At 57.4% G+C, this 24333-nt stretch carries 26 protein-coding genes; 6 read left to right on the top strand and 20 right to left on the bottom strand.

The genetic code is table 11. The annotated features are described in order from the left end of the window. Window positions 1-19: 19 nt before the first annotated feature. From ACN6NG_RS14345 to ACN6NG_RS14285, 13 genes are all read right to left on the bottom strand, one after another. The gene (locus ACN6NG_RS14345; RefSeq protein ID WP_180688097.1) at window positions 20-1192 is read right to left on the bottom strand and encodes a M20 aminoacylase family protein; all 1173 of its coding nucleotides are present in this window, start codon (window positions 1190-1192) and stop codon (window positions 20-22) included. A gap of 3 nt (window positions 1193-1195) precedes the next feature. Next, complete coding sequence (locus ACN6NG_RS14340; protein ID WP_474314622.1) at window positions 1196-2485, bottom strand: MFS transporter; 1290 nt, start codon at window positions 2483-2485, stop codon at window positions 1196-1198. 338 nt (window positions 2486-2823) lie between these two features. Next, the gene (locus ACN6NG_RS14335; protein ID WP_014861909.1) at window positions 2824-3741 is read right to left on the bottom strand and encodes a LysR family transcriptional regulator; all 918 of its coding nucleotides are present in this window, start codon (window positions 3739-3741) and stop codon (window positions 2824-2826) included. A gap of 141 nt (window positions 3742-3882) precedes the next feature. Next, entirely contained in the window at window positions 3883-4800 is a 918-nt protein-coding gene (locus tag ACN6NG_RS14330) for a LysR family transcriptional regulator (RefSeq protein WP_474314619.1), read from the bottom strand. Window positions 4801-4850: 50 nt separating this feature from the next. Next, a complete protein-coding gene (locus ACN6NG_RS14325; RefSeq protein WP_474314616.1) occupies window positions 4851-5528 on the bottom strand; it encodes an alpha/beta hydrolase in 678 nt (225 codons plus the stop codon). Then, window positions 5521-6363, bottom strand: coding sequence for a DODA-type extradiol aromatic ring-opening family dioxygenase (locus ACN6NG_RS14320; RefSeq protein WP_474314614.1), 843 nt, complete (start codon window positions 6361-6363; stop codon window positions 5521-5523). Before ACN6NG_RS14320 ends, ACN6NG_RS14325 begins: the two co-directional genes overlap by 8 nt. Window positions 6364-6383: 20 nt before the next feature. Next, entirely contained in the window at window positions 6384-7013 is a 630-nt protein-coding gene (locus tag ACN6NG_RS14315; RefSeq protein ID WP_047602736.1) for an NADPH-dependent F420 reductase, read from the bottom strand. Between the two features lie 234 nt (window positions 7014-7247). Next, a complete protein-coding gene (locus ACN6NG_RS14310; protein ID WP_474314612.1) occupies window positions 7248-8204 on the bottom strand; it encodes an alpha/beta fold hydrolase in 957 nt (318 codons plus the stop codon). Window positions 8205-8271: 67 nt separating this feature from the next. Then, the gene (locus ACN6NG_RS14305; RefSeq protein ID WP_180688093.1) at window positions 8272-8757 is read right to left on the bottom strand and encodes a nuclear transport factor 2 family protein; all 486 of its coding nucleotides are present in this window, start codon (window positions 8755-8757) and stop codon (window positions 8272-8274) included. Between the two features lie 115 nt (window positions 8758-8872). Continuing rightward, a complete protein-coding gene (locus tag ACN6NG_RS14300) occupies window positions 8873-9487 on the bottom strand; it encodes a nitroreductase family protein (protein WP_061203265.1) in 615 nt (204 codons plus the stop codon). 23 nt (window positions 9488-9510) lie between these two features. Beyond that, window positions 9511-9864 carry a putative quinol monooxygenase gene (locus ACN6NG_RS14295; protein ID WP_047602739.1) on the bottom strand — a complete coding sequence of 118 codons (354 nt, stop codon included), beginning with the start codon at window positions 9862-9864 and terminating at the stop codon, window positions 9511-9513. Window positions 9865-9940: 76 nt separating this feature from the next. Continuing rightward, on the bottom strand, window positions 9941-10138 hold the full coding sequence (locus ACN6NG_RS14290; protein ID WP_014756768.1) for a tautomerase family protein: 198 nt from the start codon (window positions 10136-10138) through the stop codon (window positions 9941-9943). Window positions 10139-10439: 301 nt separating this feature from the next. Then, window positions 10440-10841, bottom strand: a complete 402-nt coding sequence (locus ACN6NG_RS14285; RefSeq protein ID WP_014861917.1) for a DoxX family protein — start codon at window positions 10839-10841, stop codon at window positions 10440-10442. A gap of 138 nt (window positions 10842-10979) precedes the next feature. Between ACN6NG_RS14285 and ACN6NG_RS14280 the strand changes: the two genes are divergently transcribed. Then, the gene (locus ACN6NG_RS14280) at window positions 10980-11879 is read left to right on the top strand and encodes a LysR family transcriptional regulator (protein ID WP_474314607.1); all 900 of its coding nucleotides are present in this window, start codon (window positions 10980-10982) and stop codon (window positions 11877-11879) included. Between the two features lie 155 nt (window positions 11880-12034). Next, window positions 12035-12829, top strand: a complete 795-nt coding sequence (locus ACN6NG_RS14275) for an SDR family NAD(P)-dependent oxidoreductase (RefSeq protein ID WP_474314605.1) — start codon at window positions 12035-12037, stop codon at window positions 12827-12829. Between the two features lie 43 nt (window positions 12830-12872). Here ACN6NG_RS14275 and ACN6NG_RS14270 read toward each other — a convergent pair whose 3' ends face one another. Genes ACN6NG_RS14270 through ACN6NG_RS14255 form a run of 4 tightly spaced genes read right to left on the bottom strand, consistent with a single transcriptional unit; the run spans window position 12873 to window position 16565 of the window. Next, complete coding sequence (locus ACN6NG_RS14270; RefSeq protein ID WP_474314603.1) at window positions 12873-13859, bottom strand: LLM class flavin-dependent oxidoreductase; 987 nt, start codon at window positions 13857-13859, stop codon at window positions 12873-12875. Window positions 13860-13915: 56 nt separating this feature from the next. Beyond that, window positions 13916-14725: a sugar phosphate isomerase/epimerase family protein gene (locus ACN6NG_RS14265; protein ID WP_474314601.1), complete on the bottom strand. Its 810-nt coding sequence runs from the start codon at window positions 14723-14725 to the stop codon at window positions 13916-13918. Window positions 14726-14748: 23 nt separating this feature from the next. Beyond that, window positions 14749-15549 carry a sugar phosphate isomerase/epimerase family protein gene (locus tag ACN6NG_RS14260; RefSeq protein ID WP_474314598.1) on the bottom strand — a complete coding sequence of 267 codons (801 nt, stop codon included), beginning with the start codon at window positions 15547-15549 and terminating at the stop codon, window positions 14749-14751. 23 nt (window positions 15550-15572) lie between these two features. Next, window positions 15573-16565, bottom strand: a complete 993-nt coding sequence (locus ACN6NG_RS14255; protein ID WP_474314595.1) for an LLM class oxidoreductase — start codon at window positions 16563-16565, stop codon at window positions 15573-15575. Window positions 16566-16706: 141 nt separating this feature from the next. Between ACN6NG_RS14255 and ACN6NG_RS14250 the strand changes: the two genes are divergently transcribed. Then, entirely contained in the window at window positions 16707-17600 is an 894-nt protein-coding gene (locus ACN6NG_RS14250) for a LysR family transcriptional regulator (protein ID WP_041167392.1), read from the top strand. Window positions 17601-17619: 19 nt separating this feature from the next. Here the strand turns inward: ACN6NG_RS14250 and ACN6NG_RS14245 are convergent, their stop codons facing one another. The 3 genes from ACN6NG_RS14245 to ACN6NG_RS14235 all read right to left on the bottom strand — a co-directional run bounded on the left by ACN6NG_RS14245 (window position 17620) and on the right by ACN6NG_RS14235 (window position 19827). Then, window positions 17620-17946 carry an ArsR/SmtB family transcription factor gene (locus ACN6NG_RS14245; protein ID WP_041167393.1) on the bottom strand — a complete coding sequence of 109 codons (327 nt, stop codon included), beginning with the start codon at window positions 17944-17946 and terminating at the stop codon, window positions 17620-17622. A 71-nt stretch (window positions 17947-18017) separates the two neighbouring features. Continuing rightward, complete coding sequence (locus ACN6NG_RS14240; RefSeq protein ID WP_119713603.1) at window positions 18018-18938, bottom strand: LysR family transcriptional regulator; 921 nt, start codon at window positions 18936-18938, stop codon at window positions 18018-18020. A 16-nt stretch (window positions 18939-18954) separates the two neighbouring features. Continuing rightward, the gene (locus ACN6NG_RS14235; RefSeq protein WP_430757507.1) at window positions 18955-19827 is read right to left on the bottom strand and encodes a LysR family transcriptional regulator; all 873 of its coding nucleotides are present in this window, start codon (window positions 19825-19827) and stop codon (window positions 18955-18957) included. A gap of 187 nt (window positions 19828-20014) precedes the next feature. Here ACN6NG_RS14235 and ACN6NG_RS14230 point away from each other — a divergent pair, with 187 nt between their 5' ends. From ACN6NG_RS14230 to ACN6NG_RS14220, 3 genes are read left to right on the top strand one after another with little or no spacing between them, the layout of a single operon-like run. Beyond that, window positions 20015-21532, top strand: coding sequence for an alginate export family protein (locus ACN6NG_RS14230; RefSeq protein WP_474314591.1), 1518 nt, complete (start codon window positions 20015-20017; stop codon window positions 21530-21532). A gap of 42 nt (window positions 21533-21574) precedes the next feature. Beyond that, complete coding sequence (locus ACN6NG_RS14225; RefSeq protein WP_474314589.1) at window positions 21575-23293, top strand: arylsulfatase; 1719 nt, start codon at window positions 21575-21577, stop codon at window positions 23291-23293. Next, complete coding sequence (locus ACN6NG_RS14220) at window positions 23265-24173, top strand: formylglycine-generating enzyme family protein (protein WP_474314586.1); 909 nt, start codon at window positions 23265-23267, stop codon at window positions 24171-24173. Before ACN6NG_RS14225 ends, ACN6NG_RS14220 begins: the two co-directional genes overlap by 29 nt. Window positions 24174-24333 lie beyond the last annotated feature (160 nt).

Below are 24333 nucleotides of genomic sequence, written 5' to 3'. Positions count from 1 at the left end.
GGGGAGCATCCGTGACAGATCAGCTCAGGTACCCTTGCACAATCTTGACCCAACAATCCGACCCCAAACGAATCAGTTCATCATTGAAGTCATAATGCGGGTTATGGACTGAGCAGCCGTGAAACTCACCCTCGCCATTGCCCAGGAAAAAATAGCAACCCGGAACTCGGGCCAACATCCACGCGAAATCCTCCGTGGCCATGATTTTTTTACCTTGCGAGAGCAGGGTGCCTGGGGCGAATAGAGGCTCAAGGCACTGGCGGACCTTGTGCGTTTCGAGCGTACTATTAACCAGCGCCGGCGCCAGTTGGACGGTTCGCAGATTGATGGTCACGCCGTACAGCTGCTCGTGTCCACGCACAATTTCTTCCAGCCTGCGATTGATCTTCTGCTCTGTTTCCGGTGTGTCGGTTCGCACGCTTAACAACATCGAAGCTGTATCCGGGATGATGTTGTAAACAGTGCCCGCCTTTACCATCCCGATACTGATGACGGCATGTTCATCGACCGCCAGGTTGCGCGACTTGATGGTTTGTATGGCATTGATGAGGCTGGCGATGACCGGGAAGGGATCGACGCTGCGTTCAGGCATGGCACCATGGCCACCACGCCCTTGAATTTCAATGCTTACCTGCTGCGAGGCCGCCATGGTAGGCCCTGTTTGCACAACCGCTGTACCGACAGGAATACCGGGTAGGTTATGAAGGGCGAAGATGGCATCACATGGAAAACGTGTGAACAATCCGTCTTCCATCATCTTTTTCGCGCCGCATAGTCCTTCTTCATCTGGCTGGAAAATCAGATTGAGGGTGCCATCAAAATCCACAGAGTCGGCGAGCCGCCAAGCTGCCGCAAGCAGAATGGCGGTGTGGCCATCATGGCCACAGGCATGCATGCGACCCGCTATCTGGCTTGCGTGTGCAAAGCGGTTTTCTTCCTGCATGGGGAGCGCATCCATGTCGGCACGCAAGCCGATGCTGCGTGGGCTGCTTCCCTTACGCAGCACCCCGACCAGCCCATGCCCGCCGATGCCGCGATGAACTTCGTAACCCCAAGAGGCCAGTTTTTCGGCGACCAGCGCTGCCGTGGCAGGCGTCTCGCCACCCAGCTCTGGCATCATATGAATCTGACGACGAAGGTTTACGAAGGCTTGTACCTCGGAGGTTGGATTGATTTCTGTAACCGCGTTCATGGGTTAGTCCCTTCCAGGGTTTTCAGGATAAAGCGCCAGACACAGCAGGCTTATGACGCCGCCTGCGAGTAGATAGAGCGCTGGCGCCAGCGGGCTTTCCAGTGCGCCGGTAAGCCATGTAGCGATCAAAGGGGAGAAGCCACCGAATAGGGTCACACCGAAGCTGTAGCTAACGGCCGTACCGAGGACGCGCGATGGTTTGGGAAAACCTTCCATGATCAAGGCGAAGAACGCCCCTGAGCCGATGCAGCCAGGCAAAACCAGAATTGCGATCACCAACATCGCCAGGAACAGGTTGGTACTCAGGCTCAGTACGTACAGGGCCGGACCCGCGAGCACTACTGGCAACGCAATGGTCCAGAACAGCAGCTTTTTGCGCAGAACGTGGCGGTCGGCAAATCGTCCTGCCAAGGGGGTGATCACCGCCAAGCATGCGCTGGCAACACAGGCAACAGCGAGGGCACTGCGCTGTGGGTAGCCGAGCGCAGAGGTCAGATAGGCCGGCATGTAGAAAATGAACAGGTAAATGCTGATGGTCGCGCTGGCCATGAGGCCAATGGCGAGCAGCGTGTGACGCAGGTCGAAATGATCACGCCAGAGTCCTTCGCTGGCCGCGGGTTGCGATTCATGCGTTTCAGGCAAGCAGCGGCGGATATACCAACCAACCGGTCCGATAAGCAGACCCAGCATGAACGGGATACGCCAGCCCCATTGCTCGAGATCTTCTGCGGTCAAGAGCGTGCTCAATAGAAGCCCGGCGCCAGCCCCAACCAATGCGGCATAGCCTTGGCTTGCAGCCTGCCAACTGACATTCTGACAGCGATTGGCGGTGCTGCTGGATTCCATGAGGAATACTGATGCGGTACCAATTTCTCCACCCGCTGAGAACCCTTGCGTCAACCGGCCTACGATGAGTATCAACGTACCCGCCACGCCAATCTGGTGGTACGTCGGGGCAAACGCGATCATCGCTGTGCCCAGAGTCATCAGTCCGATGGTCAAGCTAAGCGCTGCTTTGCGGCCATGCCGATCGGCGAACCGGCCGATCACCACCGCCCCGACGGGCCGCATCAGGAAGCCCACGCCAAAGGTTGTCAGCGACAACAGTAACGAGGCCATTTCTGATTGCGCGGGGAAGAAGTTTCTAGCGATCACCACAGCAAAAAAACTGTAAATGGTGAAGTCATACATTTCCAACGCGTTGCCCAGGGCGCACGCAACGGTGGCCTTTTTCGACGCTGAGCGGGCGGTAGCGGGGTCGCAAGTGAAAGCGGGTGCAGGGAGAGTGGACATCAGGGTGGTCCCGTCTTGTTCTGGTGTACCCCGACTATCATTTAATTTTTACTGCCTGGCACTTACGCTTTTAGGCGCGACTTAACCGATGGTTAATCCCTGTAGTGTTTGCCGGAGCCAAGCGCACTGAAACTGAGCCCAATGGTTCGATAACCGCACAGACGCACTTTTTGCGCCCGCCTCAAGCGGCTAATACGGAAAAATCTGACGCAACGATGCTGTAAGAGCCCCTACACGTACACCTTTCAGATGACTTTCAAGGGCCCTTAACCAAATCGCAAGCCCTTGCGATATTTCTATGGCTGATCTTGTGTTCTATCCACCAACGGTATGAATACTCAGGTGCGCAGAGGCTCACTCGTGCTTAACGATGCACGGACCTCGTAGTACAGGTCGCGGGCTGAGGTGGTCAGCGAGTGGCGGTCAGTACAGACCAGATAAATGGGGTATTCAGGAATGCTTTCCTCTACCCGAACCTGAACCAGTTCATTGCTCAACCCCTGAGTGAGCATGTTGTCCAGACCCGCTTCGCTCAATGTCATGAACGCGTCGGAGTGATGGAGTAGATGAAGCGCCAGCAGCACCGACGAGCACTCGGTTATGCGCGCAGGCGGTTGAATGTGGTTGTCTTCGAACATCTGGTAGAACTGCGAAGAGTGATCGTGGATCGCATCGAGGCTGACCCAACTGGCCTGAAGCAGGTGGCGAAGCGAGCGTGCAGCCCTGAGTGGATGGGTTTTTCGGCAGACGACCAAACCGGGCATCCGGCTCAGCGATTCCCAATCCAGGTTGAGCCGCTGCGTGTGCTGTTGCGAAGTGATGGCGAAATCCAGCGTGCCGTCGCGTATCTGCTGGATGATCTGGTAGGGGCGTAGTTCTATCAGCCTTATGCGCACTCTCGGGTTACGTATCTGGAAGGCAGTGATACTTTCACCCATCCCTTTCAACACGGCCGTCAAGGAAGTTACGCCAACGGTGACTTCACCGACCTGCATATCCTTGATGTTCTCAGCTTCCAATTGCAGCCGACGCAAGCTCTCCATGGAGGACTGCGCATGGCGAATCAGGCGCCTTCCCTCATCGGTAAGGGTCATGCCTTTGTGCGACCGTTGCATGAGCGATAGACCGAGCTCGCCCTCCAGTTCCTTGATCGAACGGCTCAATGCAGGCTGCGTGACATGCAGCGCTTGAGATGCCTCGCTAAGGCTGCCGGTTTGGTGAACAGCTACCAATGCTTTTATTTGATGAAATTTCACGGGCAGTCGGGTCCTTACTCATGCGTGGTTAGCGAGCCTGAGTCAGTGGCCCCAGGCGCCGACATGCTCAAGGATTTATCTACCGCTATCAAGAGCATCGATGCTCAGGTGCTTGTTCCTAACCTGTCCGGTAATGGGCCATCAACGGAGTGACGCTGGGTTGGGCGATGCTGCAAAAAGGCCCAGTAGCTCATCGACCAAACAACGAATCTTAGGTCGTAGATGATTGCTTCTGGACCATAGTGCATGAACCTCGACAGGCTCCGGCTCATAGTCCTGCAGCACCGGCACGAGTGCGCCCTTCGCGATCGATTGTTCCAGCAGGCAGATGGGCATCTGGCAAATCCCCAAGCCAGCCACGGCTGCCGCGATCATGGCCTCTGCGTCATCGAACTGGTATGTCGCAGGCGGCGAATACTTCATAGGCTGGCCCGCCTTGGTCATCTTCCACGGCAACAAGCCGCCACGACGATAGCCAACGATGGCGCGGTGGCCGGCCATGTCTTCGAGTGTCTTGGGACAACCGAATTCGGCGAGATATTCCGGGGACGCGCAGGTTACCCAGCGGTGTGAGGTCAAGCGCCGCGCGACCAAACCTGGCACGCTGTCGACGCTGCCGAATCGGATGGCCAGGTCGATTCCCTCGTCCGTCAGGTTCACCAACTGATCGCTGAAGGTCAAGGTCAACTGCAACTGCGGGAAGCGGCGACTCATGCTCAGCAATACGGGCAGCACCACTTGTTTGCCGAACGCCACGGGCATGTCCACCCTAAGCCGACCTGCTGGAACACCCAGCTGACTGCCAAAGCTGCTCTCGGTTGAACGTATCTCCTCCAGCGCCGATGACCAGACGGCAAAGTAGGCTTCGCCATCAGGCGAGAGGGACAGTTTCCGCGTGGATCGATAGAACAGACTCGTCCCTAGCCGCTCTTCCAGCCTGGCAATGGCTTTGCCAACTGCAGATTTCGAGAGCCCCAAGCGCTCAGCGGCTTCGGTGAAGGTAGCTGAGCGTGCTGTTACCAGGAATATATTGATTCCGCTGAACGTGTCGTCAGTCATGCAGACTTACCAGGTAGACGAAAGTGCTACCCAAGAGGATACCTGAGTGCTCAACGCCCAGGGGGGAGTGCAAAGGTTTTGTCCAGCCATTGCGAGAAGTCAGCCAGCTCTGGCGCAACGATTTCGTGACCCATGTTGTAGTAGTGCGTTTCGTGGGCGACCCCAAGCGTGCTCAGCCAGGCGTCAGCTTCTTTCGCCCAGCGCTCGGGCAGCACGTTGTCGTCGTGGCCGTGGGCAATGAATGCGCGCAGATGTGTGCGACGATACGGTTCGGCGATGAGGGGAGCCAGCTCACGCAGCATACGGCCGCTGAGGATCGCAAAGCCTGCCACCCGCTCAGGCTCGGTGAGGGCAACGCTGGCACTCATGATGCCGCCCTGGCTGAAGCCGGCAATCACAGTCGGCAACGCGGGGAGGGCATCAATGAAGCGCAGGAGAAGTTGACGGCTCGTCTCAGCCTGCACTTCATTGTACGAGGGGCCGTCGTTGGTAAACGTTACCTGGAACCAGGCAAATCCTTGGGGGCTGAGCTGCAAAGGACCACGAAGCAGAATCACTTCGAGCTCTTCGGGCAGCGAGGCAGCCAGGCTCGCCAGATTGGCTTCGTTGGAACCAACGCCGTGCAGCAGGATAAGGCGTCCTTTAGGCGCCGAAGCGGTGCACGCCTTACGGAAAATCAGACCCGTACCTGGTTCGCGAGCGGGGTCGGAGAACGTAGTGTCACGCATTGTTGGCATTGCCTCTGTTGAACTGAGTCGGCTCGGTGCGCGCTTGTGCCACCGAGTTGAAAAGATAACTGTCCATCGCCAGTACACCGTAGGTGATGCCACCCTCTAGAACCCGTGTCTGGTAGGTTTCCCCCGCAGCGCCTAAGGCAATGAGCAATGGCAGGAAGTGCTCGTCGGTGGGATGTGCCCGCTCGGCGGCAGGTGCCAAGCGCCGATAATCCAGAACTTGTGCGGTATCTCCAGCCGTAAGTGCCTGCGCTGTCCAGGCTGCAAATTGCTTGACGTACGCCTCGCCTTGAGTACTTGCACCCCTGAATTCGTAAAGGTTATGGGTCAGGCTGCCCGACGCGACGATCAACACGTTCATGTCGCGCAGGGGCTTCAATGCCTGGCCCAGCCTCAACGCGCTATGTGTATCAATTGGCATCGGCATGGAGACTTGGATCACGGGCGTGGACGCTTCGGGCGCAAGGTATAGAAGTGGTACCCATGCGCCGTGATCAAGCCCGCGGCGGGCATCCAACCGTGCCTTCCAGCCGGCATCGTTCAAAAGGTCCGCGATCTCCTGTGCCAGAGGCGGTGCACCGGGTGCTGGATATTGCAGCTCGTACAGCGCGTCTGGGAAACCACCGAAATCATGGATGGTTTCCGGATGAGTGCTCGCCGTGACGCAGACTTCGCCGCGGGTCATCCAGTGCGGCGAGATGACCACAATGGCCCGAGGTTGCGTCAGCTCGCGACCGAGCTTGGCCAGTTGTTCGCCAGCTTGGCCGGGCTCGATTGCGAACATGGGAGCACCATGAGACACAAAGAGAACAGGTAAAGACGTGTTCATGGCATATCCTCAATAAACGATTACTTGCTCAACCACACTGGGGCAATCGACGTCCCCATGCCGGCGCCATAGCCGAGATAGATGTTGAACCCGGCCAAAGGCTCCAGGTACCGCGCATTGATCAGCCCACCGGCGTCAGTGGTGTTCCAGCCCATGCTTTGGGCCAGTGCCATGGTGGTTTGTTTGGCGCGCTCATGGTCGGCGGCAACAAACACAGTGCCGCGTTGGTTGTCGGCGAATTCTGGGCCGTCGGCGAGCACCTGGGCGAACAGGGTGTTGAAGGCTTTTACGATGTGCGCTTGTGGCACCGCCTTGGCAATTTCCTCAGCAGCGCTGGATGAATGGCCAATGGTCAGCGACATGTAGCTAGCGCTGAGAGGGTTGGTGATATCGATCACCACCTTACCGTTCAGGTCGCCCAGACCGTGCAACGCAGGGACTGCATCTTCGTAGGCGGTCGCAATAATCACGGCATCGCTGTCGCCCAAGGCTTCGGATGCGGCGTACGCGGTGACATTCGGATACTGCTCTGCCAGCGCTTTGGCCTTGGCGAGATCGCGGCCGGCTATGCGCACGGTATGACCTGCCTTGGAGAGTTGTTTGGCAAAACCCGAACCCATGTTGCCGGTGCCAATTACTGTGATTTTCATAGCTACCTCTCATCGTTGGTTTGCGTTTTCGATGAGCCCATTCTATAGGCTAGAAAAATGAGATAAATAAGCCAAATTGTGATTAATAATCTCGTTTGGTGAGATTATTGGTAGCGGCCGAAATAGAAAAGCCAAGACTTCAGGTCTTGGCTTTTCGCGGCAATCAGGCAGTCGATCGCGGAGACTCAGTTCTCGTTTAAGCTGGCAAGATAGTAAGGTTGCGAACCTCATCCATCAGGATGCGCCTGCTATGAAAGCGTGCAGATCCGCGCTGAATTTCTCAGGGTTCTTGAAGGCCAGAAAATGGTCGCCGTGCTCGGCTTTGGTATAGACATGCAGTACTGAATCCGGGATTACGCTGCACATCCATCGCTGGCTTTCCAGCCAATCACTGTACTCACCTGAGAATACTGCAGTCGGTACATCTATTTTTGTACGAATGACGTCGCGCCAATCATTGGTGGCATGGTCGAAGAGTACGCGTCCGGTGAATGCCATGTCGTCTTCGACGACCGCCTCTACCAGGCTCATTGCATTGTGATAATAGGGCGAATCAAGTGCCATGGCGCGCTCGAACACATGATTGGCCGAAACCAGCTGGTTGGTTGGGGTCATGCTCGTATACGACGCGATCATGCGTTCAACGGAGCTGGTGAATGCGCCAGCCTCAAGACGCTCCTGCTCCGACCAGTCCGCATGGCAGTAGATCGAAGGCGCCTGGTCAATGATGCTCAGTGTACGGATGCCTTGGGTGCCAAACAGGTCGATGTAGGCCCACATCACGGAGGCGCCCATGGACCAGCCGCAGTAATCTGCCTGGGCGATGTTCAAATGCTCGGCAAGTTCTTTCACATCCATGGCGAAGCGGGAGATGCGAGTCCCGTAGTTGACACGTTGCGAAAGACCCTGGTTACGAACGTCCAGCACATACACGTGATAATGCTTGCTTAGGATGTGCATGAGGTGGAAATACAGCGCGCCGTTCGCCGACCATCCCGGTATGAAGATCAAGGGGCGGCCGCTACCTGCTTCCCAGTAGCTCAAATGCACATCGTCACTGGTACGAAAGCTGCTGATCGTCAGCGCTTGGAAGTCAGCAGGACGCAGAGGCTGACCAACGATTTCGTGGGGTAAATAGAAGCCGTCTCCTACGAGTGATCGAAGGGACAGTTTATTGATCGGGAAAGTCAAGATTCAGTCCTCAGGGGAAGGTTGAAAGCTCGCTTCAGCAAACACCCGGACGTGTGGGTACATGCAATTACGCGTTGCTGAAGGTTCCTGAGGGGTCATGTCCCATGGCCCAGTTCCTGCGTAGCTTGTGTCGGGCGATCTTCCAGCCCGCGTTAGTTCTGCGCAGGGTGAACTCATAGGGGCCGCCACAGGCGTAGCACTCGAAAGGCTTTGAGGTATCTGGCGCGGCGAAGAAGATCAACGAGGCGTTTGCAATTGCGGTATCTGTCCCTGTGATCTCGATTTGGAGGTTGGTGATCGAGTGCTGCAGGCCTTGGATATTGCCCTCGACGCTGGCGGCTTTGGCAATTTCTGCAGGGCCGTGAATTTCCCCCCACTCCTCATAATGCAATACGCCATCTTCGGTAAACGTATTACCAAAACTTTCAAAGTCATGCGTGTCGCAGACACGGCAATAGTGATTGAGTAGGGTGGTGATTGCTTCTTTGTCTTCAAGCCGCTGAAGACGCTGCTGCAGCGATTCCAAGACGGAGATCAGATTAGTGTCGTTCATGAATGGGTATCCTTCTTGAAAACGTACCGAGGTCGCCATACCGGTTCATCCAGGCCCAAAGCGGCTGTCCATCGATAATCAAACGGGCAGCCTTGGTCGGATGGGGAGCCGGGCATCAAACCAGCTGCAGAACCTCTTGCACCGCCTTGCGGGGTTTCTGAGGCCAGTTCGAGGCGCCCGGATAACCCACGGTGACCAGCATCACGGGGACATCATTCGCGGTGAGGCCGAATGCTTTGGCAACCTCGGTGGCGTCGAAGCCAATCATCGGGGTCGACGCCAGCCCTTGACCCTGAGCTGCCAGCATCAACGTCATAGCGGCGAGCGAACCCGAGCGAATCGCCTCGTCACGTTGCAGTTGCAGGTTGTCCTGGTACATGCCAGTAGCAGCCTGTACCCACATGTCATAGACCGACTGGTCGATGATGCCAGCAGTGCGCGCGGGCTCCAGGGCATGCGGCAACGACTTGTGGGGCGCGAGCGTGCCGCACACGATGAACGTTACAGCCGCGTCCACTACTTTTTGCTGACCAAAGGCCAACGGCAGCAGTCGGGCTTTTTCTTCTGGGCTTCGCACCGCCAGGAATCGCCAGTTCTGCGAATTGAACGCCGAGGGGGCGAGTGTCGCCAGTTCAACCAGGTTGGCGATCTCTTGGTCAGTCAGGCGACGCTCGGTGTCGTACTGATTGACGGACGTGCGCGACCTGATGGCTTGAACAATCGTCGACATGAAGAACTCCTTGAATAAATCGATTAACGGCTGAAACCGTCGAATGGTGTCATGTACACGGCGCCGAACGGGTCGAGGCGCTTGCGGATTTCAGCATCTGGCGTGCCGTAGACGACCAGCCCTTTCACCGTGCACAACTCCAGGAAACGCGCGCCGAAAGGAGCGAAGGTGGTGTCTACATGACTAACGACTGCGTCGGCGTTGTAACGCTCGAGAATATGGACGGTGCTGGCGTCTTCATTCACGCTGTACTCATAAACCAGCGTGCCAGGCTCTTGTTGAGTGACCGCTACGATCTGGCTGATCAGCGCTTTGAATTCTGCAAAGTCGTGCGGTTTGACAGCGAGTGTAAACAGGCAGGAAATGTAGGGATGCATAGGATGTACCCGAGGTGATCTGACATTGAAAGAAGCGCGCCGCGACGGGGCAACGGCGCGAGGCTGGTCCCAGGGCTCAAGTGTTTTCGGGATTTTCCCCAAACAACTTGCCGGCACCCGCCCAATCGGAAGGTTTGACATCTTCGAAGATGACATAGATGTACTCGGCGGGAGTGCCGGTGTTTTTTACGATCGTCTCGGTAATATCTGCGGCAACTGTGGCTTTTTGCGCATGATCTTTACCTTCGAACCAGCTGACACGTACTACAGGCATGTGAACGACCCTCTTTGAGTAATGATTAGGCGAATGCCTCAAAGCATGGGCTGACGGCAAGAGAGCAGGCGCTACGTCAGCAGAAGAGGCAAGTGATGTCTGCTCTCGAATCAAGCGATGCATTTATCGTAATGTAGAAATTGAAAGCGATAAATGGCTTAAATATCCGAGATTTGTAGAAATGGATTCTACCTAGGCCGAGGCGGGGAGCGGGGCATGAAAATCCCGGCCAGCGAAACGGGAGCGAGCATCTGGCCGGGCAAAAAGGGCTAATTGAGGGAGCTTTGAGCTAGCAGTAAGCTCACACTTTGACGCCAGGTTTGGCTGCGAAGGGGCCTTCACCCAGAAGCGCCACGACCAACGCACTGATGGTCAGGAACACCGGGTATTCCCAGCCGCCGTTAGCATTGGTGAAGCTCCAGCCATTACCAAAATGGACGGTCGCGGCGACGAACAGCTGAATCACGGCAATCGCAGCCACCCAACGAGCATACACACCCAGCACCAGCATCAAACCGCCAATGACTTCGAATGCCATGACCGGGTAAGCCAGAAAGCCCGGGAAGCCAATTGACTCGAAGAAGCCAGCAGTACCGGCAGGTGTGAAAACGAAGACCTTGGTAAGGCCATGTGCAATGAACATGATGCCCAGGGCCAGTCGCATGGCAAGGGCGGCGTAGGGGGCGGTACGAGTATCGATCATGATGGTTATCCGCTTTCTAAATTAAGTTGTTGGTGCGTTCGATCTGCCTGGACAAGGCCGATGAGCACAGTCTATAGATTTGATTTTTGGGATAAACTCACTTAAATGTGACTTACCGTTCCACTTAGTGAGATAAAAATGGATCGCGCACTTGAGATGCAGGTGTTCTGCACTGTCGTGGACAAAAGCAGTTTCATTGGCGCTGCAGAACCGCTGGATATGTCCAAGGCGGCAGTGTCGCGTCATGTCAATGCGTTGGAAGAGCGCCTCGGGGTGCGGCTGATTCAGCGCACGACCCGGCGGCTGTCGTTGACGGACGAAGGGCGACAGTTCTATCACCAGGCCCGGGAAGTGCTGGCATTGATGGACCAGGCAGAAGAGGCAGTGACCTCAGCCTCGCCTGAACCCGCAGGGGTACTGCGTGTCAATGCGCCCGTGAGCTTTGGGGTGCTTCACCTTGCGCCGGTCTGGGCTGACTTCATGCGGCTGTATCCAAAGATCGAGTTGGATATCAGCCTCAACGACAGGCAAGTCGACTTGGTTGACGAGGGCTTCGATGCCGCTGTCCGCATTGCCCGCATGGAAAGCTCATCGCTTGTTGGCCGGCGGCTTGCCAGTACACGGATGCGACTGTGCGCTTCCCCCGATTACCTGTCTGCCAACCCGCCAATAACCACGCTGTCGGACCTGGAACAACACGGTGCAGTCGCCTACACGAATTTCTCGAGCGGCAATGAGTGGCATTTTACAGGGCCCTCTGGCCCTGAGAGCGTTCGCACCCGCTCGACGGTGCGTTGCAACAATGGTGATACCTGCCGCAGCATCACAGTGGGCGGGGGCGGTATCTCGCTGCAGCCGAGCTTCATGGTCAGTGAAGACTTGCGCACGGGCCTGCTGGTGGAGCTGTTACCTGAGTACCAGTCCATTGAACTGGGTGTCTACATTGTTTACCCCACACGCAAACATCTGGCCCCCAAAGTTCGAGCGCTTATCAATTTTCTGGCAGACCGCTTTGCTACGCCGCCGTGGGCCGACTGAACGCTTAGGAAGGTAGAGTCCAGGGCTACCAATTTTGGATTTATAGCTAGTTTAAAGTCGTCAAGCTCTACATTAGGATGGATTCCTCTCTGCGCGACTGTCCATCTCTCAAAATTGGGCGGCGTGTCATCGTCAATCTGGAGTAAGAACGCGTTATGCATATTCGACTCGACGGTAAGACTGCACTGGTGACTGCATCGACCGGTGGAATCGGTCTGGCTATTGCCAGAGGCCTGGCTGGCACTGGCGCTCAAGTGGTCATCAATGGTCGCAGTGAGGCATCAGTGGCCAAGGCGAAGGCCCAGTTGCTGGCGGAAGCGCCAAGCGCAAGTATTGTTTCGGTGGTGGCTGATCTTAGTACTGCCGACGGGGTTGAGCAGCTCATTGACGCCCTGCCTCACATCGATATCTTGGTAAACAATGCCGGCATCTATGGTGTTCGGGACTTTTTTGAAACCGACGACGCCTGCTGGGATGAATACTGGCAAACCAATGTGATGTCGGGGGTTCGCTTGAGCCGCGCACTGGTGCCGGCAATGCAGGCACGCGGCTGGGGGAGGGTGGTGTTCATCGCTTCGGAGTCCGCGCGCAATATTCCGGCAGATATGGTCCATTACGGGGTCTCGAAAACGGCCCAATTGGCACTTTCCCGCGGGCTGGCAAAGCGATTGGCGGGTAGCGGCGTTACGGTAAACAGTGTGTTGCCTGGCCCGACGCTTTCCGATGGGCTGGCGCAGATGCTGGAAGAAGAGCGCGCGCGCACAGGTAAAACTGTCGAGGCGCTGGCGGCCGAATTCGTCATGGCGCATCGGCCCACCTCTTTGATTCAGCGTGCAGCAACGGTGGACGAGGTTGCCAACATGGTGGTCTACGTCTGTTCGACACTGGCTTCAGCGACCAGCGGCGCTGCACTTCGTGTGGATGGCGGGGTGGTTGACGACATTGTCTGAATGCACGTCGGAGCGGGATCACTCTCGCTCCGGACCTGGGTTATCAATCGTTGAGCAGGTCTGCAATGGACTCTGCAGCTAACTGATAGGATCGGCAGCGTGCGACAGGGTCATGGATTCGCGCATCAATCATCAGCTCATCGACTTGCGTGGTGGCGATGAACTGACGAAGCCAGGTGCCGACGTCGGCAATATCCCCTATCGCGGAACAGGCCATGGCCTGGTTCAAACCTTCGCGGTCGAAGTTGGAAATCTTGTCCAAGTATCCTTCTTCGGGCAGTGGCAGCAATCCGGCCCGCCCAGCGTGCAGCTTCACGACCCATTGCTGGTGCGAGCTCGCCAGCCAATGCGCTTCGGCCCGTGTGGGGGCTGCAATCACGTTCACGCCTGCCATTACGTAGGGTTTGGCAAGGAACTCCGAGGGGCGGAAGCTCGAACGGTAATGCTCGATTGCCTGCATCAGCATTTGCGGTGCGAAGTGTGAAGCGAATGCGTAAGGAAGCCCCATTCTGGCAGCCAGATCTGCGCCCTGCAGGCCAGAACCCAGCACCCATACCGGTACGTCGTGGCGCCCTGGAAGGGCCCGGACCGGCTCGCGTCCGTTGTTTTGCAGGTAATTGATCAGCCGGGAAACATCCTGGGCAAAGTCGCGTTCTTGCGCCACGCCGCGAATGGCGCGAATGGTCGGTCCGCCACTGCCAGGAGCACGACCCACGCCCAAGTCGATGCGGCCAGGGAACAGCGTATGCAGCGTGCCGAACTGCTCGGCGACGATCAGTGGCGAATGATTGGGCAACATGATGCCCCCGGCGCCGACGCGCAGTGTCGATGTCGATGCAGCCAGGTGCTGGATGATCAACGGCGTGGCCATTGAGCCGATGCCGGGGAGATCGTGATGCTCAGCGATCCAGTAACGGCGATAGCCGTGCTGCTCGACATGCCGGGCCAGCAACCGGGCGCCTTCGAGCGTATCGGAAAAGGTGTTGCCTTCCCCGATCATCATCAAATCAAGTACTGAAAGTGCAGTCATGTGAGCTCCTGGTAGAAGGAGGAGGGCGCCGGCTTCGCTGCGCAGCACCCAGAGTGTTAGCGAGCAAGCGGAATGTCTGCCCAGGTTGGGTGTTCTGCCAGGCGCTGCTGGATGCCGCGCATGGCGTTGAGCGATCGCTGAAGCTTGAGATAGACATCACCGCAGTAATCCCAGCCCAGCAGGCCGATCCGGCCGTCGTAGCCCATGCGCTGAAGGGCGCCGAGCAACGCGAAATTGTCCAGCTCGCCTCGGTCTGGCGGCTCCATGGTCGCAACGCCACCCCAACCCAGCTGTGAAAGGGTCGAGCCTGAAGTGGTGACTTGCATCAGCCACGGCTTCATGGCGTCCAGACGCCCTTGCAGGTCACCTTCCTGGCTGGCATACCAGTGGTAGCCGTTGAACACCGCACCGAGTCGAGGGTGATCGAAAAATCGACAAATCTCCACGACATGGGATGTGGTTTCGGTGACATGGTTGCGATGTGGGTAAAGCGCAAGCTTCAGCCCTCGGCGCTCGACAACGGGTAGCAACCGCTCGATGGACTGCAGGATTGCCTTGACGCCGTTGACAGAGGTTTGAACCGCCAGTTCGATGAGTTCCACGCCCTCGACCGACTCGATGATCTGCCGGACCAGATGATCATTGCGTCCTTCATGCAGTACCAGGTACAGGGCTGCTACATCCAGCCCATGCTTATCCTTCACCTGCGGCAGTAGTTTCAAATCCGTGAGGGGATGTCCGCTCCAGGCCGCCACGGTTATGGCGTCATAGCCGACTTCAGCGACCATCTCGCATTGCGACTGGAAACTGTAGACCCCCATTGAGGTGTAGAAAAACGAGTCCAGCGCGTGGATGGGGTTGTTCATAGGGTTCATCGGTTACCGCCGAATCATCGTGGAAGATCGGTCATGAGTGCCCAGTGCGGGTTACGTGCCAGGCGCCCCTCCATTGAGCGGAAGGCCGTAAGCGAACGCTGCAGGTTGCCGTGTACGTCGCCGCCCATGCTTTCCCACCCGAGGAACCCATAGCGCCCTTCGTATCCACGGCGCTCCAGCGCGCCGAGCAACACGAAGTTGTCCATTTCCCCTTCGTCCAGCGGCTCGATGGTTGCCGCGCCACCCCAGCCAAGCGGGGACAGGCGGCAACCCGCGATGTTCACTTGGCGCAGCCAGGGCATCACCGCATCCAGCCGCTGCTCCAGCGCCCCTTCCTGGCAGGCATACCAGTGGTATCCGTTGAAGACGATACCCAGGTTGGGATGATCGAAACGCTCACAGAGGTCCACGGCCTCCTGAGTGGTCTGCATGCCATAGCGAATATGCGGATACAGCGCGATCTGGATGCCGCGTCGCTCGCAGATAGGCAGCAGCTGGTCGAGCATGCGCAGGTCCTGGTCCTGCACGCGGTCACCGGAGTGCAGCGCCAGTTCTACCGAGCTACAACCCTCCAGTGTCTCGAACAGGTTGATCAAACGTGCCTCCAAGCCTTGGCGGTAGATCGCATAGATGGCGCCTACATCAAGACCCCACTCGCGCTTCACCTTTGGCAAGTCCCTGAGTTCAGAACTCCAGGAAGACACGGTGATACCTTGGTAACCCAGTGAGGCGAGCATTTCGCATTGCACCGCCAGCGGGTAGGTCCCCAGCTTGGTCTGAAAGATGAAATCCATCGCATGGACAGCGTGTTGCATCGTGAAAACTCCGTGGGGATGGGCTATATGCCTGCCGGTACATGGCTAGGAAAATGCGGAAGCACGTACTCACCAAGCTCATCGATGACTTCAGAGGCAGGGCGGCGTTGCGGCTTGAAATTCAGTGCAACATGCGAAACGCCTTGGTCCTGCTGACGCAACCATAAATCGATGAGGGTATTGCGGCCGGCGCGCATCACCCGCCCTTGCTGCAGAGGGGCATTCGGTTCTGGATCAAGGTCGAAGAAGGTGCCGTAGCCGTACGGTTTGAACGGTTTACCGGCAGAGGCCTGGTGCCACTGGGAGACGATGCTCGGGACGCGGATGGGATCATTGAGGTAGCCGATCATCCCGTCAGTGTGTTCGGCAATCCATGCGGGCGTTTGTCCGGCCATGCCCACAACCAGCGTTGGCAGCCGCGGCGCCAGTGGTTTGGGTATCAGGTCGAGGTTGCCATTAAGCTGCCCGTGGAACAGTGAAGAAAAGGTGGGCCAATCCTGTTCAGTGGCCGCCCTGAGTACCGCGAGGGCATCACGGAAGCGATCGGCGCGGCTATCGAATTCAACGCCGAATGCCGGATATTCGATGGGCCGATCGCCCCCTGCGAGGCCAAGAATCAAGCGCCCTCCCAGGAGCTGATCGACGCTTGCAGCCTGTTTTGCCACGATGAGTGGATCGCGCAGAGGGAGCACTATACCGGCAGTGCCGATCGCTATATTGCGCGTGACTGCGGCGAGATACCCCGCGTACACCAGTGGATCCAGCACCTGTGCGACATCACCGAAATGCGGGTCGTAGAAAGGCACGTCCCTCAGCCAGATGGCCGAGAATCCCGCCTCATCGACTTTTTGAGCCATAGCCGTGTGGTCGGCCAAGGTTGGGCCAGGCGTATCAGGGTAGCTTTCCAAGGGTGCAATGAAGCCGAACGTCAGGTGCCCGGGGCGAAATATTCTTGCAAAGCCCCGATGGCTGGACAGCTCGTCCGGCAAAGCGGCGTAGGACTGTTTAAAGCTCATCTTTACCTCGTCGATTCGATCGAGCGCATCATCACTGCTCGATCACAGCGTTTGAACGACTATAAAGAGGAAATCCTGCGAGAAAAATAAGCTACAATTCCGATCATTCCGGAATATTTGGACCTAATCATGCCTGCAATGATGGACCAGTTGGGTGCCTTGGGGGCGTTTGTCCATGCTGCAGAAGCCCGCAGTTTCACAGAGGCGGGGAGGCGTCTGGAGGTGTCCTCATCCGCTATTGGCAAAGCCGTGGCCCGTTTGGAAGAGCGGCTTGGCGTTCGGCTGTTTCATCGCTCTACCCGAGCCATCACCCTCACGCCTGAAGGCGCGCTGTTTCTGGAGCGCTGCCACCGAATCTTTGCCGAGCTGGAAGTAGCTGAGCGTGAGCTGCATCAAGCGGCGGCCAAACCGCAAGGAAAGTTGCGGCTCAGCTTGCCGCAGTTGGGTATGCGCCTGATGCCCCATTTGATTGCATTTCAACAGACCTACCCGGCCGTGGAACTGGAAATGGATTTTAGTGATCGTCTGGTGAATGTGATCGAGGAGGGGTTTGATGCGGTCATGCGCATCGGTGAAGTGGAAGATTCCAGGTTGATGATGCGCAGGCTGCAAGGGTTCAGCCATCGCATTGTCGCCACCCCAGAATATCTGGAGCAACGTGGAACGCCGAAGCACCCCTATGACCTGGCAAGCCACGCGTGTTTACACTACCGCTATCCCTCAAGCGGCAAGCTGGATGCCTGGCCGTTGACTGAAGACGGCAAGCCTGTGCATCTGGACCTCCCTCAAAGTGCCGTTGCCAATGCCATCGACCCGTTGATGGCAATGGCTGAAGCCGGGCAGGGGATCGCTTGCCTCCCCGACTTCATATTGGTTGACGCGCTTGCTGGGGGGCGCTTGATATCTTTGCTGGAAGCGTATGTATCTGACCGGCGCAGTTTCACCATTTTGTGGCCGTCGAGCCGTCAGCCGTTACCCAAAATCAAGGCCTTTGTCGACTTCATGGTCGCACGCCTTCCGGCGGACCGCGGCTAAGTCAAGGCAGGCAGTGCGTTTACAGCGTGTCTTGCAGGGCCTTCAACATGCTTTGGATCAGCGCTTCGTTACGGCTGAAGAATTTGCTTCTTCCTTGCTGATTAACCAATAGCAGACCCACGCCCTGCAACTGCGCCAAATGCGTCGACATGGTTGATTGGGCGAGATCGCAGCGCTGAAAGATCTGTTGCGCGCAGACGCCGAATGCGTGGCCATAGGACTGATCAGGAAAGTGCAGCGCAGGCTGTTTCAGCCACGTGAGTATCTGGCGACGGATCGGATGTGCCAACACTTTGATCAACGCATCAAGGTCTTCAGCTGCTACCGGGGTGCGCGGGTCGGTCAAGGCATAGCTCCTGTGCAAGGGAATGAGGCAAGGGTGTTCAGGACGCTTGTGAAGCGTCACGCCAGCCATGGCTACCGGGTGGGTGTTTCCTGATCCGAGAACAGGTCGAACATCAACTGTCGCAACCAGCGATTGGCGGGGTCCTTGTTGAAACGGGCATGCCAGAAGAGGTTGATTTCGATGTTTGGAAGTTCAACCGGGGGCGGCAATATACACAGATTGAAAGGGCCTTCACAGCTTGTTGCGAAACGCTCGGGCACGGTCGCAAGCAGGTCGGTTCGCTGCAGAATGTGGCCTACTGCGACGAAGTGCGGCACTTCCAGGCGAACGTTGCGGACAACGCCTGCTCTGGCATAAAAAGCGTCGACTTCCCCATGGCCGGTATTGGCGGCAACGACCTTGACGTGGTCATAGCGAGTGAAACGCTCCACGGTCAATGGTTCTTGTGTGGCGGGGTGACCTGCACGGCACAGGCACACGTAGCGATGATGGAACAGGCGACGCTGGAAGAAACCTGCTTGCAAATGAGGCAGCAGGCCGACGGCCAAGTCGATGGTGCCGTTTTGCAAACCTTCGGCCAAGGTATCTGCGGTATTGCGCAGTGTGCTGATAGTGCAGCCTGGTGCGAGCTCCGCCAAAGCGTCCATCAGTTTAGGCATGAAGTAGATTTCGCCGATGTCGGTCATGGCCATGGTGAAGCGCCGATTGCACGTGAGGGGGTCGAAAATATCCTGTCGACCCAGTGCATCTCGCAGCGTCTGAATGGCGAGTGTGACCGGTTCAGCCAACTGCAGCGCATAGGGCGTGGGCTCCATACCCTGATAGGTGCGAACGAACAGCTCATCTTGCAGCGCCGTGCGCAGCCGTTTGAGTGCATTGCTCATCGCAGGCTGGGTCAGGTCAAGGTTTTCTGCTGCGGTGGACACCTTGCGGTCGATCAGCAGCTGGTTGAACACCAGTAGCAGGTTCAGGTCCAGGTCGCGTAATTCCATGATGCCTCTTCAGAACTTATCGATTGATGGTCGAGATGATTGCCAGGCAACGCTGTGTAATCGGGCTGATGTCATTGGCTCGACGACTGAGAATGATCGGGGAGACGGCCTCGCTTTCTTCCAGCCGTGCGTAGGTCAAGTCAGCGCGATGCTGCTGCTGGACCGAGGCGGGAACGAGGGTAATGCCAAGCCCTGCCGCGACAAGACCCAAGGCGGTCTGCAACTCGTTGGCCCATTGGGATACCTGTATGCCCATGCCATGGTTGGCGAACAGCGCCAGCACATGGTCGGCGTAACTGGGCCGAGGGTTGGCCGGGTAAAGTACAAAGCGTTCCTTTGACAAACGTTCCAGCGATATCGGCTGGCCTATCAAGGGATGCCCAACAGGCAATACCGCCACCAATGGGTCCTCACGCAACACTTCCTGATAGATAGCCGCGTCGTCGAAATGAATTCGGCCAAAGCCAATATCGATGCGGCCGCTCTTGAGCGCCTCGATCTGCTGCAACGTGGTCATCTCTTGCAGCCCCAGTTCCAGGTCTGCATCGCGCCGAAGTTCTCGAATCAGTTCCGGCAGCACGGCATACAGCGTTGACGGCGCGAAGCCTATGCCAAGCCATTGGCGTTGACCTTGGCCTATGCGCCGAGTGTTTTCGCATAGCTGCTCAAGCTGTTTGAGCAAGGTGTCGCTCTGCTCATAGAAAAAGCGGCCGGCTTCGGTCAACTGCAGCGGTCGACTGCGTTCCAGCAATGTTGCGCCCAAATGCTCTTCCAACTGTTGAATCTGCCGACTCAGGGGTGGCTGGGCGATGTTCAGGCGCTCTGCAGCACGCGTGAAATTCAGTGTCTGCGCAACGGCCTGAAAATAGCGAATATGCCTGAGCTCCACAATACCTCCTGAGCATGGTTCGAGATGGAAAGGATATTGGACTCAATGAATACAACGGGTCGATCCTACGCTACACGAAACAAGATTCGATGAGTATTGATCCCTTTATGGCGAACCTTACCGCGAGTGTTTCCGCGACGTGCGCCGCAGGCATAAAGCAGGGCAAGTGAATGGCGGTACAGCCCTCATGGCTGGATACCCTGCCTCCCCCTTGGCCGATGCGAAGGATTACGCAGGTGTCGGCGTAGAAAGGATTCAGCTCCTTAATCAAAAAACAAAAATAAAAAGGCTGCACATGAAAAGCGTATCCAAGCCCTTGCTGTATTCATGCTTGCTCAGCTCAGCATCCCTGGCGTTCGCGCAGGGTAAAAACGAGCTCAAATTACCGCCTGCTGCAACGATTGCATGGGCGGACAACCCGATATACCTGGCGGACGAGGCTATCCGCAGCAAGGATTTTCTCGGTTCAATCCGATACATCCCCCTGTCCGGCGATGCCCGTGACTACCTCTCCATTGGTGGTGAAATTCGCTACCAGTACCAGGACTATCAGCACGCGCTGCTTGGGGTTGGTGGCCGTTCAAACCCGAACAGCATGCTGCAACAGCGCCTCAGGCTCAGTGCAGATCTGAATCTGAGCAATGGCTTGCGTGTGTTCACCGAGCTGGGCGACAACCGCGAATTCTTTTCCGAGCGTGTAAGCCGTTTCAATCGAGACAAGACCGATATCCAGCAGATGTTCGTCGAGTACACCGCAGGTGATGACGCCTATGGCATAGCTTCGCTGCGTGGCGGTCGGTTCGTCATGCCGATGGGCAGCGTACGCCTTGCCGGGCTGCGCGAAGGCGCCAACGTGCGCTACACCTACGACGGTATCAAACTGTCCTGGCTAACGCCGGCCAAGACCCGATGGGAGCTATTCTCGGTCAGCCCGACCCAGATCGACCCTTTGAAATTCGATGACCAGCGCGACAAGGCGCAAGATTTCTCGGGGATTTATGGCACTGGGGTATGGCATCCGCTGGACAGCAATGTCGATGTGTTCGCATACACCTACGGCCGAGATAACGCGGTGTACACCAGTGTTTCCGGCAATGAGCGGCGCAACAGCTACGGGGTTCGCCTGTACCGCCAGTCATCCTCCTGGGATTACGACATCGAGGCCGTGGCCCAGGGTGGGACCAGCGGCGGTCAAAGCATCCGCGCCTGGGGGCTGATGACGCAAGGCGGGTATACCTTCAATGATGTTGCACTGACGCCCCGCCTGGGGTTTCGAGCCAACGCATTCAGTGGCGACGATGATCCGAACGACAACACCCTCGGCGACTTCGTGGCCCCCGCATTGGCATCAGGCCTGGTTTATACGGATGCCAACTGGTTCACCGCGACCAACATGATCAACATCGCGCCGGTGGCATCGGTCAAGTTTTCCCAGGACCTCAAGCTTGAAATGAACGTCGACTACCTCATGCGTCAAAGTACGGATGATGGCATCTACTACCTCCCCACCAGTGCGCCATACGCGGCTAACCAAGGCAACGCGCGGCACGTCGCGACCAATACCAACATCATGCTCGACTGGCGTATCAACCGTTTCACCACGGTTCACGCGATGTACACGCATGTGCAGGCGGGGGAGGCCCTGGAAGATATCGGCGGCAAGGACAGCGATTACTTCGGCGTCTACACCCAATTCGTTTTCTGATCCGCCAGCTGGCGTCGTCAAACAATAACAATGGAGTTCGCGATGTTTGATATGCGTAAACCGAACCTGATCTGTGCTGCTGCCTTGGCTGCTGGCTTGAGCTGGCTGTCGCAACCTGGTGCCCACGCCGCTTCGATAGACAAGACCAGCCGCCCCAACATCGTGCTGATCGTCGCGGACGATATGGGCTACTCGGATTTGAGTGCTTTTGGCAGCGAGATTCAGACACCCAACCTCGACGCCATTGCACGGCAAGGGGTGACGTTGAGCAATTACCATACCGCCCCCACGTGTTCGCCCACCCGATCCATGCTCATGAGTGGCACTGACAATCATATCGCCGGGGTTGGAACCATGGCTGAGCTGGTGTTACCTGAGCAGGTCGGCAAGCGTGGTTACGAAGGGTATCTGACTGATCGGGTGGTCGCCTTCCCCAAGCTGCTTCAGGCCAATGGCTACCGCACCCTGATGGTTGGCAAGTGGCATCTGGGCAAAACGCCGGAGCTCAGCCCCAAGGCCCGTGGCTTCGACCAATCATTTGCCTTGATCGAAGGATCCGCTGATCACTTCACGCAAGGTGGCACCACTGACCGCAACCCCAAGGCAACCTATCGCCTCAATGGCGAAAACATTGATCTTCCGAAAGACTTCGGTTTCTCGTCAGACTATTTCACCCATACGGCTATCGAGCAGATTGGCGCCTCCACCGGCAAACCTTTCTTCGCCTATCTGGCGTATACCGCGCCTCACTGGCCGTTGCAGGTACCCACAGCCTATCTGGAGCGCTATCGCGGGTTCTACGATAAAGGCTATGTAAATGTTGCCGAGGCGCGCCTCAAGCGGATGAAAGCAATGGGGCTGGTGGCCGCGGATGTACAAATCAACCCAGGCCCTGGTGTATGGCCAACCTGGGAGCAATTGTCGCCCCGCGAGCGAGCGCTCGAGGCGCGCAGGATGGAAATATACGCGGCCATGATCACCAACCTTGACGACAATGTCGGTAAGTTGGTCAAGCATCTGAAGGCAACGGGGCAATATGACAATACCGTGTTCGTATTCTTCTCGGACAACGGCGCGGAGGGCAGCAACCCTGAGGATGTCACACCCAATAACGCCAAGTGGATCGCCGATAACTTTGACAACTCGCTCGAGAACATTGGCAAGCCAGGGTCGTTCGCCGGTTATGGACCCAACTGGGCTCGCGTGAGCTCCACACCCTTCAGGATGTATAAAGCCTTCACATACGAAGGCGGCATTCGCACTGCCGCGTTCATTGCCGGACCGGGCATGCGCCACGGTGAAATCTCTGATGCTTACGTCAGCGTGAAGGACCTGGCACCCACCTTCCTGGAGCTGGCCAAGGTGGAGCATCCCGCCGTTCGTGACAGTGCCATCGAGAAGATGCAAGGCACCTCGGCGGTGGCATTCCTCAAGGGCGCGCACCCGGCTGTCCACCCGGCCGATCAATTGCAGTGCACCGAGTTGTTCGGTCGCGTATCGCTGCTGCAAGGCGACTGGAAGATGACGTTCAGCAACACGCCTTGGGGGCCTGGTAAATGGGAGTTGTTCGATATCCGCAAGGACCCGACCGAAAGACTCGACCTGGCCGTTCAACATCCGCAGGTCACTCAAAAGATGCTGAGCCAGTGGCAGGAATGCCAAGCCCGCAACGGCATCAACTGGGATGAGCAGTTGGCCAAGAAAATCCGTTTCGGGAACGAGATAAAGCACTATGAAACTGCCGACAAACAGCCGCTTTGAACCTGAGCAGCAAGAGGCTGACTGGGTGTGGATCGAGCCTGGTCGCTTCCTCATGGGCTCGGACAGCCATTACCCCGAGGAAGCACCGGCGCATTGGGAGGAGGTGGCAGGCTTCTGGATCCAGAGTACGCCCGTCACCAATGCAATGTTCGCCAGGTTCGTCGCCCGAACAGGCTACGTCACGCAGGCCGAGCGCCCCCTTGATCCACGGGACTATCCTGGAGTGGCCCAGGCGCACCTGCGGCCCGCGTCGCTGGTATTCACACCGCCATCGGGGGCTGTGTCACTGGATGATGTGAGCCGATGGTGGGCGCTGGTGCCGGGTGCCGACTGGCGCCATCCGCTTGGGCCAGGGTCGGATCTGCAGGGGATGGCTCAGCATCCTGTCGTGCATGTGGGCCTGGAGGATGCTTTGGCCTATGCGCAATGGGCAGGTTGTGACCTGCCTGGGGAGCCTGAATGGGAGTACGCCGCCTGGGGCGGCACTCAGCAAGGCGAGTTTGTCTGGGGGCACCATCTGGCGCCAGAGGGCAAGCACATGGCCAACACCTGGCAGGGCAGTTTCCCGGCCGAAAACCTGCAAACCGATGGCTACAGCCGTACCTCACCCGTGGGCGCGTTCCCAGCGAACGGGTATGGGCTGTACGACATGATTGGCAACGTGTGGGAGTGGACCACCACCGTATTCCAGCCATCGCATGCGAGCCCGCGCAAATCTTGTTGCGCGAATGCAAGGAGCGCGGCGCAGATGAAAGTGCTTAAGGGCGGTTCGCACCTCTGCGCCCCCAATTACTGTCAGCGCTACCGACCCCCGGCACGCTCACCCCAGGCGACGGATACCACCAGTTCCCATATCGGCTTCCGCTGTGTGAAGCGGTAACCAATATTCAGGATGGAAATACTCGGTATTCGTTTTGCGGCATGTGAGACCTCTGCCGGCTTGGTCATGATGACCCCAAGCGCCTCACAGGCTGTTGGCATGCACGCCAACGGTTGAGGGGCGCAAAAAGGGTGTGCAACCCACCATAACAATTACAAGA

Source organism: Pseudomonas sp. TSO6 (genome assembly GCF_056098905.1).
This window is presented reverse-complemented; position numbering and strand designations above follow the sequence as displayed.